The 12,750-nt window shown below is 56.8% G+C and carries 14 protein-coding genes and 1 pseudogene; 8 read left to right on the top strand and 7 right to left on the bottom strand.

The features are described from left to right. Positions 1 to 27 precede the first annotated feature (27 nt). A complete protein-coding gene (locus tag IB248_RS26265; protein WP_169683793.1) occupies positions 28 to 519 on the bottom strand; it encodes a ferritin-like domain-containing protein in 492 nt (163 codons plus the stop codon). 96 nt (positions 520 to 615) lie between these two features. Here IB248_RS26265 and IB248_RS26260 point away from each other — a divergent pair, with 96 nt between their 5' ends. The 3 genes from IB248_RS26260 to IB248_RS26250 all read left to right on the top strand — a co-directional run bounded on the left by IB248_RS26260 (position 616) and on the right by IB248_RS26250 (position 2,634). Next, the gene (locus IB248_RS26260) at positions 616 to 1,686 is read left to right on the top strand and encodes a DNA topoisomerase IB (RefSeq protein WP_192241894.1); all 1,071 of its coding nucleotides are present in this window, start codon (positions 616 to 618) and stop codon (positions 1,684 to 1,686) included. 2 nt (positions 1,687 to 1,688) lie between these two features. Next, positions 1,689 to 2,285, top strand: coding sequence for a cysteine hydrolase (locus tag IB248_RS26255; protein ID WP_029792724.1), 597 nt, complete (start codon positions 1,689 to 1,691; stop codon positions 2,283 to 2,285). A 109-nt stretch (positions 2,286 to 2,394) separates the two neighbouring features. Beyond that, a complete protein-coding gene (locus IB248_RS26250) occupies positions 2,395 to 2,634 on the top strand; it encodes a DUF2171 domain-containing protein (protein ID WP_029792723.1) in 240 nt (79 codons plus the stop codon). 371 nt (positions 2,635 to 3,005) lie between these two features. On the opposite strand, the gene IB248_RS26245 is transcribed toward IB248_RS26250, so the two are convergent. From IB248_RS26245 to IB248_RS26235, 3 genes are all read right to left on the bottom strand, one after another. Beyond that, a complete protein-coding gene (locus IB248_RS26245; protein WP_029792721.1) occupies positions 3,006 to 4,040 on the bottom strand; it encodes an IS110 family transposase in 1,035 nt (344 codons plus the stop codon). A gap of 266 nt (positions 4,041 to 4,306) precedes the next feature. Further along, positions 4,307 to 5,209, bottom strand: a complete 903-nt coding sequence (locus IB248_RS26240) for a membrane protein (RefSeq protein ID WP_029792720.1) — start codon at positions 5,207 to 5,209, stop codon at positions 4,307 to 4,309. Positions 5,210 to 5,760: 551 nt separating this feature from the next. After that, the gene (locus tag IB248_RS26235; protein WP_029792718.1) at positions 5,761 to 5,991 is read right to left on the bottom strand and encodes a hypothetical protein; all 231 of its coding nucleotides are present in this window, start codon (positions 5,989 to 5,991) and stop codon (positions 5,761 to 5,763) included. 228 nt (positions 5,992 to 6,219) lie between these two features. Between IB248_RS26235 and IB248_RS26230 the strand changes: the two genes are divergently transcribed. The 4 genes from IB248_RS26230 (at position 6,220) to IB248_RS26215 (ending at position 8,703) form a co-directional block, all read left to right on the top strand. Further along, positions 6,220 to 6,402: a DUF3606 domain-containing protein gene (locus IB248_RS26230; protein WP_029792717.1), complete on the top strand. Its 183-nt coding sequence runs from the start codon at positions 6,220 to 6,222 to the stop codon at positions 6,400 to 6,402. 315 nt (positions 6,403 to 6,717) lie between these two features. Beyond that, entirely contained in the window at positions 6,718 to 7,278 is a 561-nt protein-coding gene (locus tag IB248_RS26225) for a hypothetical protein (RefSeq protein WP_049809263.1), read from the top strand. Then, the gene (locus IB248_RS26220; protein ID WP_029792707.1) at positions 7,271 to 7,690 is read left to right on the top strand and encodes a phage holin family protein; all 420 of its coding nucleotides are present in this window, start codon (positions 7,271 to 7,273) and stop codon (positions 7,688 to 7,690) included. The genes IB248_RS26225 and IB248_RS26220 overlap by 8 nt, the downstream gene beginning before the upstream one ends. Next, entirely contained in the window at positions 7,690 to 8,703 is a 1,014-nt protein-coding gene (locus IB248_RS26215) for a DUF3618 domain-containing protein (protein WP_169684490.1), read from the top strand. Before IB248_RS26220 ends, IB248_RS26215 begins: the two co-directional genes overlap by 1 nt. A gap of 422 nt (positions 8,704 to 9,125) precedes the next feature. Here the strand turns inward: IB248_RS26215 and IB248_RS26210 are convergent, their stop codons facing one another. From IB248_RS26210 to IB248_RS31980, 3 genes and pseudogenes are all read right to left on the bottom strand, one after another. Next, positions 9,126 to 9,338: a hypothetical protein gene (locus IB248_RS26210; RefSeq protein WP_162745734.1), complete on the bottom strand. Its 213-nt coding sequence runs from the start codon at positions 9,336 to 9,338 to the stop codon at positions 9,126 to 9,128. 283 nt (positions 9,339 to 9,621) lie between these two features. Further along, positions 9,622 to 9,801: a hypothetical protein gene (locus IB248_RS26205; protein ID WP_025662646.1), complete on the bottom strand. Its 180-nt coding sequence runs from the start codon at positions 9,799 to 9,801 to the stop codon at positions 9,622 to 9,624. A 264-nt stretch (positions 9,802 to 10,065) separates the two neighbouring features. Next, positions 10,066 to 10,488, bottom strand: a pseudogene (locus IB248_RS31980) (DUF3597 domain-containing protein). A 227-nt stretch (positions 10,489 to 10,715) separates the two neighbouring features. Between IB248_RS31980 and IB248_RS26195 the strand changes: the two are divergent. After that, a complete protein-coding gene (locus IB248_RS26195) occupies positions 10,716 to 12,650 on the top strand; it encodes a PAS domain-containing sensor histidine kinase (RefSeq protein ID WP_049809264.1) in 1,935 nt (644 codons plus the stop codon). The last annotated feature ends 100 nt before the right edge of the window (positions 12,651 to 12,750 follow it).

Here is a 12,750-nt window from a genome sequence, read left to right as displayed (position 1 = left end):
ATACGAAATCGGCCGAGCTAACCGTACTTACGCTGCCTTTGCGTTGGCTGCTGCCACGGCGAGCTGTGTCAGTTTCTTGTCGGTCGCTTCTTCCTCTGCAAGGGTCTGCTTCAGCAACGGGATGGCATCCCTCAGACCGAGCTGATTGGCCCAGGCGATCAGTGTGCCATAGCGGGCGATTTCGTAGTGCTCGACGGCCTGCGCGGCGGAAATCAGGCCGGCATCCAATGCTGGAGACCCCGTGAATTCTTCAATGATCTCCTCGCCCTCTGAGATAATACCTTGTATCGCCTCACAGGTCTTGCCACGGGCAGGCTTGCCAATAATCTCAAATACCTGCTCTAGGCGCTCGATTTGCCCCTGGGTCTCGTCGCGATGTTGGAGAAACCCAGCTTTGCCTTCCTGTGACTGGGCAGCACGCGCCATTTTCGGGAGCGTCTTCAGGATCTGCTTTTCCGCGTAGTAGATATCCTTGAGCGTGTCCAGGAAGAGATCGTCCAGTGTCTTTTGAGTAGCCATCGTGTCCTCCGAATGTCGAGTTTGCGCTGCCCAAACTCAAAGCTTGCGCGGATGTTCCCGAAAGGAACCATGATCCTCGTTCGGTGTTTCGTGACCATGACAACGATGCTCTCCAAAAATGCGATCGCCGCGGTGGTTGCGGAAGCCAAACTTTCCACTGGCCTTGTTTATCTTTCCAGCCTGGAGGCGGGGATTACGCGCAAGTGCGGCAAGAACGGCTTTCTCTACTACGCCGCGGACGGGCGCCGCCTGACCGATAAAGACGAAATCGCCCGCCTGAACCGCCTGGCGATTCCACCCGCTTATCGCGATGTCATAATTTCGCCCGATGCTCGATCGCATCTGCAGGCGGTTGGTATTGATGCGCGTGGACGCAAACAGTACCGATATCATCCTGAGTGGCAGGCCGAGCGCGAACGCGCAAAATTTGACAGGCTGGCCGACTTTGGCATGCGGCTTCCCGATATTCGCGAGCGCGTTGATACGGACCTGCGTGCGCGCGGGCTGACCATTGACAAGGCACTCGCAACCGTCGTGTGGATGCTCGACAATCTCTATATCCGCATAGGAAACGCCAGCTACGCTGACACAAACAAGTCCTACGGATTGACGACCCTGCGCAATCGGCATGTCAAGATCGAGGGCGCGACCGTAAGATTTCGCTTCAAGGGCAAGTCAGGCAAGGAGTGGAACCTCGCCCATTCAGACCGCCGGATCGCCAACGTCATCCGTCGACTGCAGGAACTTCCCGGTCAGCAGCTGTTCAAGTACATTTGCGAGCATGGTGATTGCCGGCAGATTTCCTCCCAGGACGTGAACGCCTATATCAGGGAGGTCGCAGGTGACGAATTCACGTCGCGCCAGTTTCGAACCTGGGGGGCCACCTGCCTGGCGGTCGCGGCGTTGGCGCCGCTCGATATCGCAAGCTCAGAGCGGGCCGTTGTTTCGCAGATGAACGAGGCGATCGATCTGGTCGCCGCCAAGCTGGTCGACACCAGGGGCGTCTGCAGGTCCTCTTATATCCATCCTGCCGTATTCAGCGATTTTCGCGCTGGCCGACTGGGTGACGTGCTCAGACGCAAGACGACCAGCCAGCGGTTGCTCAGGTGGATGGACGAGGAGGAAAGCGCTGTCTTGCATTGGCTCAAGTCACAGCGGGGCGAATAGGAATGCGGGTGGAGCGGTGGGTTCATCTTTGTATTGATATGCAGCGCATGTTTGCAGAAGACACACCCTGGCAGGTGCCATGGATGAAGACTGTTTCACCGGAAGTGGTCGAGGTTGCCTCCCGCTTTCCCCAGCGCACGATTTTCACACGATTCATTCCACCACGAAATGCGGAAGCCATGGATGGGATGTGGAAGGCCTACTATGAGAAGTGGCCGATGATGACGACAGATCGGCTAGCGCCGGAAATGATTGAGCTTGTTTCGTCCTTGCATTCTCTCGTTCCACCGGCCCGCATATTCGACAAGTTTCTCTATTCTCCCTGGGTCGACGGCCGCCTTCACTCCGCGCTTGGCAGCGAGGAAGTCGGGACCATTGTATTGAGTGGAGGCGAGACGGATATATGCGTCCTTGCTGCGGCCCTTGGCGCGATCGACCTCGGATACCGTGTGATCTTGCTGAAGGATGCCGTTTGCAGCAGCGCGGACGATACGCATGACGCTTCCCTGCAACTGCTGGGAGATCGCTTCTCGGTACAGGTCAAAATCATGCGAACTGAAGATTGGTTGATCGATGCGACCGATCCGGACCTGCGGTGAATTTTCCGAGTATCCAAATGAAACAGGCTGGAGCATCCCCCTGCAAGGGTCGGAACCATTTCAACCATCTCGAGTTGGAGACTTGAGTCCAACCAAGGAGATTATAGTCATGATTTCAGCCAGCGACATCAAAGACCATATGGAAGTCAAATCTGCCGACGGCCAGCATATCGGAACGGTGGACTATCTCGAGGGAAGCGAGAGCATCAAACTTACGAAGTCGGATTCTCCAGACGGAGAACATCACCATCTCATTCCCCTGGAGTGGGTCGACCACGTCGACGCACACGTTCATCTTTCAAGGAACGCATCCGACGTCCGCTCCAAATGGACGCATCTGCCGAACTAAGCAACAAGGCCTGCGGTTGATTGGCCGCGGGCCTTTCCGCATGTCCCATAATCTCGCCCACGACTTTCTTTCCCTGTCTAATTCCATATGTGGACGGCTCCCTGTTGCAAGTGTTTTCTGCAGATATTTTTGATCGGATCGCTTGCTTCCATATGTGCGGCCTTTGTGTGTGGTCGCACATGACCACTGGCCAAGATGGTTTCCGCAACGCGCGTTCCTAACACGGCAACGACCTTAAAAGGCCAGTGGAATTAACGGAGTGTCACGCGTCTTGGATCGATCGATCGCACCATCTGCTCTTCACTTGCAAGTTCACAGCATCAGCTCAGCACGGTGACGTCCCTGCTCACCGTGATGGCCAATCTCCTAAATTAAACTGTTGCGCTTTGTCCTTCTGTACGCCTGTAAGTCTCGCCGCTCACCATGAGCTTCCAAGCAATACGGGCGATCTTGTTGGCCAGCGCCACGGCCACCAATTTCGGTTTTTTCCGTTGCAGGAGCTCGATAAGCCATCGGGAAGCATGCCTGCTTCGACCTGCTCTGACGTGCTGGAGAAGAGAAGTGGCGCCCACCACCAATATACTTCGCAGCATTTCGTCACCGGCACGGGTGATCACCCCAAGCCTGACCTTGCCTGCAGTCGAATGGTCTTTTGGTGTGAGCCCTATCCAGGCGGCAAAATCTCGACCAGATCTAAATAGCCGCGGATCTGGGGTCTTAATCATCAAAAGCGATGCGCCGACCGGCCCGACACCCGGAATTTGGGCCAGGCGCCTGCTGCATTCATCGGAGCGATGCAACGCGGTCAGTTTTTCCTCGACCGCCTTCGTTTCGGCAAGCAAGTCGCGATACTCAACGCCATGCATGGCAAAAGGCTCGCGGGCCAATGCAGGCAGGGATTGATCAGCCGCAATCCGCTCGAGCAACGGTTCGATGCGGCACATGCCCTTGGCTGCGGCTATGCCGAACTCCATGGCAAAGCCGCGGATGGCATTGGCGAGCTGCGTTCGATTGCGAATGAGTCTCTCTCGCAAACCGACCAGCATCAATGCCGCTTGCTGGTCCGCAGTCTTCACCGGCACAAACCGCATTGTGGGTCGGCTCATCGCCTCACACAAAGCCTCTGCGTCCGCCGCGTCGTTCTTGCCGCGTTTTACATAGGGCTTTGCCAATTGAGGCGCGATCAATTTCACCTCATGACCGAACGAACCTAACAGCCTCGCCCAATGATGAGAACCTCCGCAGGCTTCGAGTGCGATGGTAGTCGGCGGCGTTTTCTCGAAGAATTTCACCATCTCCCTACGCGAAAGCTTCTTGCGAAGGACTGGTTGCTCGACTGCGTTCACGCCATGCAATTGGAAAACGCTCTTTGACGTATCCATGCCAATTCGGATAATCTCTTCCACGGACGGTTTCCTTCGATTGAGCTTTCAACGAACTCATTCTGGCACATTGCGATGCCGTTAGGAGCCATCCACCCCAACACAACAGGAGCGAGCGAGCAAACGGTGCTGATACTCCGGCAGCACATCCCTCCGGGTTGGAAACACGATATTGGTTTGCAAACGTCCAGCTTTTCACAGGACGACACCAGTCGCGCTTTTACGATCTGGTACCGAGAAAGCGTTCCTGGCGGCACACTTTCTCAATTGAATCCAACGGAGATTGAAGGTCAATATCGGGTGGCGACCAGGTCTTCTTCCTCGTCGCGCTGCCTGCCACCCAACGCCGCGGCAGCAGAGGAAATGAAGGCTCCAATCAATAGCGACAGGGCGCCAACAAGGGCAGTGGTGGCTGCTGCCTTCCGCGTCTTGTCCAAGGCTTCTTGAGTTGCGACCTTGGCATCCTCGATCTGCTTCAGAACTGCGTCGACTCTGGCACGGGCATCCGCTTCAGAAAGATTGGTGCGTGCTGCGACGATGCTGGCGATATAGGTTTTGTCGTTATCTGGCACCTCGCCCCGCGCCGCTCCCTGCAGCAGAATTCTTGCGATTTCCGCGCTTGCCGCTCCATCCTCTTCACGCGCCCGCTGGGTGACCTGTTGAGGCCGAAGCAGCGCGTCGGTGAAGTAGGACGTTGAAAGGTCGGTTCCGTCACGCGAAACCGCGCTAGCGGCCCCCGCTGCGATGCCCGCCGTATTGGCAGCAGTGCCCACAGCGCTCGCCCCTGCTCCGGCAAGGGACGTCAAGGACGACGCCAGAAACCCTGCCACGAACAGCGTTGCCAAAGCCCAACTGAGAAAGCCGTGGGCGGTATCACGAAAGAAAACTTCGTCGGTGTGAGCCGCAGCCCACTTCGTTCGAAGTCGCCCCGTAAGATATCCTCCGAGGGCAGCAGATAGCCACTGAACAACAACGAGCCAGATCGCTGCGGACACGCCGACCGTTGCGGCCGAGCTGTTTTCGCCAGACCACGGCGACACCATCGTCAAGCCCATTCCCGATCCTACCAAAAGGAGAATGAGTGTGATTCCCGTCGCAGCAACGGCGCCGCCGATGATTGGACCCCAGGCGAGCGCAGACGTGGGAGACTCGACCGGGAGAACGTCAGTTACTTTACTTTCGCTTAGAGACATTCTGGCCTCCTACCGCATGAAGAGGACGAGCAGGATAACGATCGGCAGTGGGATGCCGAGAAGCCAGAGTAAAATACCTCGACCCATCTGAATAACCTTTCATAAGACACTCTTGCACGCTTCGAACGCTACGCCCCAGACATTGTTCCCTTTACCAGTTAACCTCGTTGCCCGCCCGGCAAGGGCGAGATGCTTGCGCTTGAGCGTTCGCAGCTCCGTGAAGAGACCACCGTTGACGGCTGTATGCCGGCGCCCACTGCGATTGAGGGAAAGGCAAGGGGAGGGATCCTTATCCTGCCGGACTGGGCGGCGGCCGAACAGGCGTTGCTAGCCCGGCCGATCGCTATTCTGGTCTCAGCCGCCGCGAAGTTCGATGATCCTGAATGGTAGCCTTGGTTGCTTGTGGGAACGGTTGCTGAGCTTGCCGGGATCGTGACACTGGAGCCGTCCATGTGTCACGTCAGGGCCGCCGCATGAGGCGGGCCGACTTGTCCATTTTCTGCGGCGAGATCTTTTCGCCCGTGTTTTACAAGCGGCGAAATTGGCGCGAGTTAGACTGTTGTGCCGGCATCAGCCGTTTCTGGCGGCGAAGCCGACGCGAGCATGGTCACGGGGACCGCCGAAAAGAACAATGAAGAATGCGCGTTGATGATCCGGCCGGACTCAAGCTTCAGGAGAGGGCCGTCGATATCAGCCACACGCTCGGTGAACCGAACCTCGTTCCATCCGTCCGAAGTGCCTTCAATCAGAGTGAAATTGTATCCCGTGCCGATATCCAACATGTCGTTTCCCCCTTCGGCCAAGGTGACACAGGAAGCTCTGGTGTCAAGGCTCGAGTTCAGGAACGCCAGAAGCAGGGTTTCAATGGCAAAAACGCCTGCGCGGCGCCTTTGCCGGCGCTAGGCTGCCGACCGTCCGACTGAATTCGGCTGGATGGCCAAGCAAGTGCCTTTCCAGCAGGGACATTGGATTCCTCTGTGCGTTCCGCCTCCGCACCAGAGGAGAAAGTAATGTCAGACGACAAATCGAAGCGGGGTCAGGTTGACCGCAGTCGCGCTTCCGCAAGCGAACCTTATGAAGTTGCCTACTTCGCGAAGAAGCACGGGATTTCCAGCGAAGATGCAAAACGCATCATTATGCGGCACGGGCCAGATCGCGATGCTGCCGACAAGGCGGCATCAAGACTCAAGTAAATGACCCATACAAAAAGTGCCAATGATCGATGGCGTATATCGGGGAGCGCGTGCCGATGACCAACGAGGAGAGAGGTCCGGCCGCGTCAACGCTGCTTGACGAGGGGGGGCGGACCGCTGCGTTGGAAGGGATGGATCACACCAAGTTGCACTGCACTCCCAAGAGCCAGGACGCTTCTCTTTCGCCTTTGATGGCGAAATTTTCCCGCGCATTCGGCCATAGGAAATGCGGCGTTGCATTGGCGATCACTTCGAACGGAACAAACGTCGGTCGACAAGGTTTGGGGGCATCTGATCCTATAAGTGGAGGCTTCCATGTCGAACGAACCAATCCCACGAGAAAGCGGGCAGGGGCCGATGGCCACACCCGCGGCGGTGTCCCAATCCCCCAGCCAACCTGCAGTTGGAGAGATCTCCGTCGAGACTTTGAAAGACAAGGTTTCCGACGATGTCGAATCCGTGACGGGTGCTGTCCGGCAAGGAGCCGATATGGCGATCGAGAAGGTAAGGGGAACAGTCTCGCAGCAGAAAAACTTCGTAGCCAACCAGGTAGGCGGTATTGCCAGCGTTCTGGAGAAGGTTGGCTCGGAACTCGAGGGCTCTGATCAGAGTGAGATCGGACGGTATGCAAGGCAGATGGGCAAAAGCGTTCAACGCATTGCGAAGGATCTTGAAGGCAAGGACCTCGGCGCGGTTGCGACGATGGCGGAGGACTTCGGTCGCAAGCAACCACTGGCATTTCTGAGCGCTGCTGCGCTTGCGGGTCTCGCAGCCAGCCGTTTTCTGACTGCCACGGCCAACCGATCGACGAAGGTTGGCAAGGGCGAAGCCGCTTCTGAACGCACCATAACCAAGGAAGGTCGCCCAAATGGCTAGAACCTCTGAAGATACAACGCCGCTGTCAGAACTGGTTGGAGGCCTGGTTGCCGATGTTACCGGTTTGCTACGCAAGGAAATCGACCTCGCCAAGACCGAAGCATCAGAGAAACTGTCGCGTGCACTTAACGGAATTGAAGTTCTGATCGTCGGCCTTGTTCTCGCAATCGGAGCAGTCGGAGTTCTTTTGAGTGCAATTTTGCAGGGGCTTGCCGCCTTCCTGGTTACCCAAGGCATTGCTCAACCAACTGCCAACGCGATTGCAGCATTGCTCGTCGCGATTGTTATCGGCGGGATTGCCTGCGCGATGGTCTCGCGTGGAATTGGCGCATTGCGTGCGACCAATATGAAGCTGGATCGCACAACGACGTCGATTCGCCGCGATGTCGATGTTGTAAAGGAGAAAATGTAATGGCCGCATCCTCAGAAAAAAATTCCGCCGAACTCCAGCGCGAGATCGATCTCGATCGTCGACGTATCGAGGATCGGCTGGACGCAATCCAGGAAAGAATGTCGCCCGGCCAAATCGTCGATGAGGTTCTTGCGTATGCAAGAAACAGCGGTGGCGGCGAATATGTCGGCAATCTCGGCAATGCCCTGAAGGCCAACCCTCTTCCGGTCGCTCTCATCGGGGTAAGTCTTGCCTGGCTCATGGCAAAGCAGGGGACGTCCCCTACAATTGAGAAGCCGACGCAAATGCTTGCTCAACCTGAATACCCGCTCTACCAAGCCGAAGGTGCTGTTCGGCGTATTAGCGCCCCTGAGGTCAGCGATGGCGCCCTTTACAGTCACTTTAGTGACAGTACTGGCAAACGCGTGAAAGCTCTGACAGACGAGTCGGGGCGACGCGCTGGTCACTTTTTGGATGATGCAGGAAATGCCTACAGGGGTTTTGCAGACAGAACCGGGAAGCATATCACACAGATAGTGGACGAAACCGGCACCTTGCTGGACGAGGCGTCAGGCTGGGCTTCGCAAAAGTGGGACCAAGCAAAAAGCATTGCGGGCGATATGACCGCGCGTGCGTCAGACGCCGCGAGTTCGCTTTCAAACAAAACTTCGTCCGCAACTGGCGCATTCCAGGAACAGGCAGGCAAACTGAACCAGGCCATCCTCACCCAATTCCGTGACCAGCCGTTGGTTGGCGGTGCACTTGCTTTCGCGGTCGGGGCCGCGATCGGCGCCGCGCTCCCTTATACCGAGACGGAAGACGAATTGCTTGGTGAGACATCGGACACCGCAAAGGAAGCCGTTACTGCCCAGGCGAGCGAGGCTATTGCCGAGGGGAAAGCCATCGCATCCGACGCCTACGACAAGGCGCTCGCAGCAGCATCCGACGTGCATGATGCGGTCAAGGATCGGGTGGTCGATGAGGTCAAGACCTTCGAAGCCCGCTTGGGCAGTGGCACGCACCAACAGCCGTAGACTTCAGGGCTTCGGGGTGGGGCCTGCCCAGCAATAGCCGGGAGGGATTTCAGAAGAACAGGGCGCATAGCCGCGATGGCGCTGTCATCCCTGCAATGCCTTAATCTATAAACACATGACTACGCGATCGCCGCGCCTGCTATTTCGTTGGTCGCCGGGAAGGTTGCCGACGTTTTAAGCACATTCCTCCGGCAAGCCGGCAAGGGGAAAACGGCGTCAAAAGAAAGCATCCAGCCATTTTGCGGTCACTGGGTCGTGTCGTTCGCGTCAGCGAGGTCGTTCATATCCAGATTGCCTCCGCCACTCGTGAAGATCGATCATCATCGGACGTCATCAGGAATGCTGGCTCCACGGGACGTAACAGCACCAGTCCAAGGGACATGTCGTGGACTGGTTTGAGTCCAAGGCGCGTCGGTCGGTCTTCAGGGAGAGCTGGCAGCCAGGGCTTGCTGTAAGTCCTTGCTGCTCAGGTTGGGATTGCGGTTGAATAGTTCGATCGCCACGGCGGCCGCCGCACGGCCGCGCTCGCTTTCGGGGTCGATGTCGTTGGACTGGCACCAAGATTTCACGGCTTGGGCAAGGGCTTCGAACTCGCGGTCTGAGTAGTCCATCATGTCAAGAAAGTTGAAAGGCACATCCCTCGCTCCACCAGAGGCAAGAGCACGTCTGATCTCCCAACCGGCCTTTGCCCGGTACCCGATAGCCGGCGGCCACATTATACTCGCAGTGCCTTCCAGGTTCTATGTCTGCTTGCGTACGAAACGGTGCGAAACGGCGACTTCTCGGCTGCGGTCATCCCTGACCGAATGGCGATGCCCCAACCTTGACGTCGAAATTTTGGCTACAGCCGCGACCCCGTCGAAATCAGCATGTGGCTCTGAAGTGTGAAGCCCGCTCGTTCGCGGGCTTCGACATCAGTCAGTGCTTGCCCTTGTGACTTCCCTGCCCTCCTTTGGAGCGCTGGTCGCTTGCCTTGCTGCTGCGATCTGAGCTGTCCTGATCATTGCGGGTCATTGATGCCTGCTTCGTATCAGAATTTTTATGGCTCTGTTTGCCGGCCTTAACGTGCTGCTCGTGAGAACCGCCTTGCGATGCCATGTCGTCTACTCCTTGGTTGAATGGCGAGACCGACAATGGATAGCGGTCTCGTTCCACCTAACACCAAGGTTGTCGGTCTGTTCCTTCACAAAAACCGAAAAAAGCGGATCAACAATCGCAACTGCGACCCTTGTCGCTGGCGAAATTGCGTTTCGGGTTTCCAACGTTTTGAAAACGTCTTGGCATGGCGATTCGACCGACGGCCTCCGCCCTGGCTGCACGGCCCTTGGTGGGCGCGCTCTAATCGAGAAGTTCCGATGGTACTCAACCGCCGTTTTCCGCGAGCCTCCCCATCAGCGTCTTGTGCAAGAAGATGTTCATCGTTGCACTGTCATCCTTATCGCCGCTAAAGCCGAGCTCGGTCGCCAACTCCTTTCGTTCCTGAATGCTGGCGTCCATTCCGATTGCTTTCATGAGGTCTACGAACCACTCTCGCCAATCCAGCTGTTGTCCGGACTTTCTTGCGGCCTCGCCTGTCGCAGGATCGGTGACAATTGGAGGACGTTCGGAAATCTAGTCTGACATTGGTGCCCCCGGACCGGGAGGCGGTGGCGTTTCCAGTTCATCCGACCTCGTAGAATTGGAAGGCGCAGCGGTATCGGGAAACGACTTTGCAGGCGCGTCCCGGGCGCTACCGAGTAGTGCGTGGCTTATACGGTCAAAGATACCATTGAATTTTTCCTCCACTGGCACAATGACATCCCGGTTTGACGAACACTCGGGAAGCCTCCTGTTCCGTCACCATGGCAGCTGGACACTGATCAACCTGTCGTCAGCCTTCGCCACTATTCGAGCTTGCCTTTGCTTCTTCCAATTTGCGTCCGGAACACTTTCAGTTGCGGCTGGAAACCAAACGACGATCTTTTAGTTAAGGCAATAATGTTCCACTCGCTCACATGTAACGAGGATAAAGGATGAGTCCCGAGATCAGTCCATCGCCCGGAGTGGTTCAAGACCGTTATCGCACCTTGATGGACGCTATCAGCGACTATGCAATCTACATGCTGGATCCCAATGGGTATGTCAGGAGTTGGAACACCGGCGCGAACAAGTTCAAGGGGTATACGGACGATGAGATTGTCGGCGAGCATTTCTCGCGATTCTATACTCCAGAGGACCAGGAAGCGGGCCTGCCGGCGCGGGCATTGCATTTGGCCACGCAGGAGGGGCGGTTCGAGGAAGAGGCGTGGCGCGTTCGAAAGGACGGCACGCGCTTTTGGGCACATGTTGTGATTGACCCGCTTCGCGACAACGGACAGTTGATTGGCTTTGCCAAGATCACAAGGGATTTGTCAGAGCGTAAGCGCGCAGAAGAGGCCCTCAGGCGCAGTGAGGAGCAGTTTCGCTTACTCGTTCAGGGCGTCACCGATTACGCGATCTACATGCTCAGTCCCAAGGGATATGTTTCGAGCTGGAACGTCGGGGCCCAACGTATCAAAGGCTACACGCCCGAAGAAATTATTGGTCAGCACTTTTCACGGTTTTATACCGACGAGGACAAGGCGGTAAATCTTCCCGCCCGAGCCCTTGAAATAGCAGAGCGCGAAGGTCGGTTCGAGCGAGAAGGATGGCGCCTGCGCAAGGACGGGTCGCGATTTTGGGCGAACGTCATCATCGATGCGATCCGCTCCGAGGGCGGAGAACTCATTGGATTTGCAAAGGTGACTCGCGACATCACGGAAAAGCGCCAGGTCGAGGAGGCCCTCGCCAAGGCGCAGAGAGACCTGTTTCAGGCTCAGAAAATGGAGGCTGTCGGCCAGTTAACGGGTGGGGTCGCACATGACTTCAACAATTTGCTCATGGCCATTCTCGGCAGCCTTGAGATTGCTGAAAAGCGAGCCGCCGCGGGGCAGGACGTGGCGGGATTGATCAAAAATGCCATACAGGGCGCCAAGCGCGGAGCATCGCTGACACAACGGCTTCTTGCTTTTTCCCGAAAACAGGAACTGGAATTGCAGCCGGTTGACATCCCCGATCTCGTCCGAAGCATGACGGACATGCTTCGGCGGTCGCTTGGCCCAATCGAAATCAACACGAATTTTCCCCTTGGTCTGCCGAACGTTCAGTGCGATCCGAACCAGTTGGAGAATGCACTCGTCAATCTTGCGCTCAATGCCCGCGATGCCGTTTCGTCGGACGGTGAGATCACGATAGGGGCAAAGCGGCATTCGGTTGCGACCGGGGATCGCAGCGAGTTGAAACCCGGCGATTATATCTGTCTGTCAGTGACAGACAATGGGGAGGGAATGGACGACGAAACACTGGCAAACGCAACGGCACCATTCTTCACGACGAAAGGTGTCGGCAAAGGAACAGGACTGGGCTTGTCCATGGTCCAGGGCTTGATGGCGCAAAGCGGAGGACGCCTTGTCCTTCACTCAACCAAAGGCGAGGGCACGTGTGCCGAGCTGTGGCTTCCAACGGCCGGAGGCATCCACGAAGTGGCGAAAACAAATCAAGCAGAAGATAAGGTTGCCATTCTCCATACCTACAACAGACCGCTCAATATTCTCGTGGTCGATGATGATCAACTCGTCTTGACGAATGCAGTCTTGATGATCGAGGATCTCGGCCATGCGACGACGCCTGCCCAATCCGCTGAGGAAGCGCTGAAGATTCTTTCCGAGAACAGCAATTTCGACCTCGTGATTACGGATCATGCGATGCCAAAAACGACCGGGTCCCAGCTGGCAGGGATGATTGAGCAAAAGTGGCCTGGCCTGCCAGTCGTACTGGCAACCGGCTATGCAGATCTTCCGCAAGGCGCGGATCGCACAGTCGCGCGATTGCCAAAGCCCTATTCACAAGCACAGCTGGTCGTGGCGATTTCGCAAGCGGTCGAGCCATAGCGAGGCGCGCACCGGCGAGGAGCCCGTGTTGCAGGCTCAACTCGCTGCGCCCGCCGCCCATAAAGGCATCGTGATCTCTTGTTTAGTCGATCGTGAAGAA

Origin of the sequence: Rhizobium sp. RHZ01, from assembly GCF_014851595.1 — a bacterium.
In the GTDB taxonomy this organism is placed as follows: Bacteria; Pseudomonadota; Alphaproteobacteria; order Rhizobiales; family Rhizobiaceae; genus Rhizobium; species Rhizobium altiplani.
Note: the sequence above shows the minus strand (reverse complement) of the source record. Positions and strands in the feature narration are given on the sequence as shown.

Coding starts and splice junctions, on each gene's coding strand:
- IB248_RS26265 (WP_169683793.1), bottom strand. CDS start 519: ATGGCTACTCAAAAGACACTGGACGATCTCTTCCTGGACACGCTCAAG.
- IB248_RS26235 (WP_029792718.1), bottom strand. CDS start 5,991: ATGTTGGATATCGGCACGGGATACAATTTCACTCTGATTGAAGGCACT.
- IB248_RS26205 (WP_025662646.1), bottom strand. CDS start 9,801: ATGGCATCGCAAGGCGGTTCTCACGAGCAGCACGTTAAGGCCGGCAAA.
- IB248_RS26240 (WP_029792720.1), bottom strand. CDS start 5,209: ATGTCTCTAAGCGAAAGTAAAGTAACTGACGTTCTCCCGGTCGAGTCT.
- IB248_RS26250 (WP_029792723.1), top strand. CDS start 2,395: ATGATTTCAGCCAGCGACATCAAAGACCATATGGAAGTCAAATCTGCC.
- IB248_RS26230 (WP_029792717.1), top strand. CDS start 6,220: ATGTCAGACGACAAATCGAAGCGGGGTCAGGTTGACCGCAGTCGCGCT.
- IB248_RS26220 (WP_029792707.1), top strand. CDS start 7,271: ATGGCTAGAACCTCTGAAGATACAACGCCGCTGTCAGAACTGGTTGGA.
- IB248_RS26255 (WP_029792724.1), top strand. CDS start 1,689: ATGCGGGTGGAGCGGTGGGTTCATCTTTGTATTGATATGCAGCGCATG.
- IB248_RS26195 (WP_049809264.1), top strand. CDS start 10,716: ATGAGTCCCGAGATCAGTCCATCGCCCGGAGTGGTTCAAGACCGTTAT.
- IB248_RS26260 (WP_192241894.1), top strand. CDS start 616: ATGACAACGATGCTCTCCAAAAATGCGATCGCCGCGGTGGTTGCGGAA.
- IB248_RS26225 (WP_049809263.1), top strand. CDS start 6,718: ATGTCGAACGAACCAATCCCACGAGAAAGCGGGCAGGGGCCGATGGCC.
- IB248_RS26215 (WP_169684490.1), top strand. CDS start 7,690: ATGGCCGCATCCTCAGAAAAAAATTCCGCCGAACTCCAGCGCGAGATC.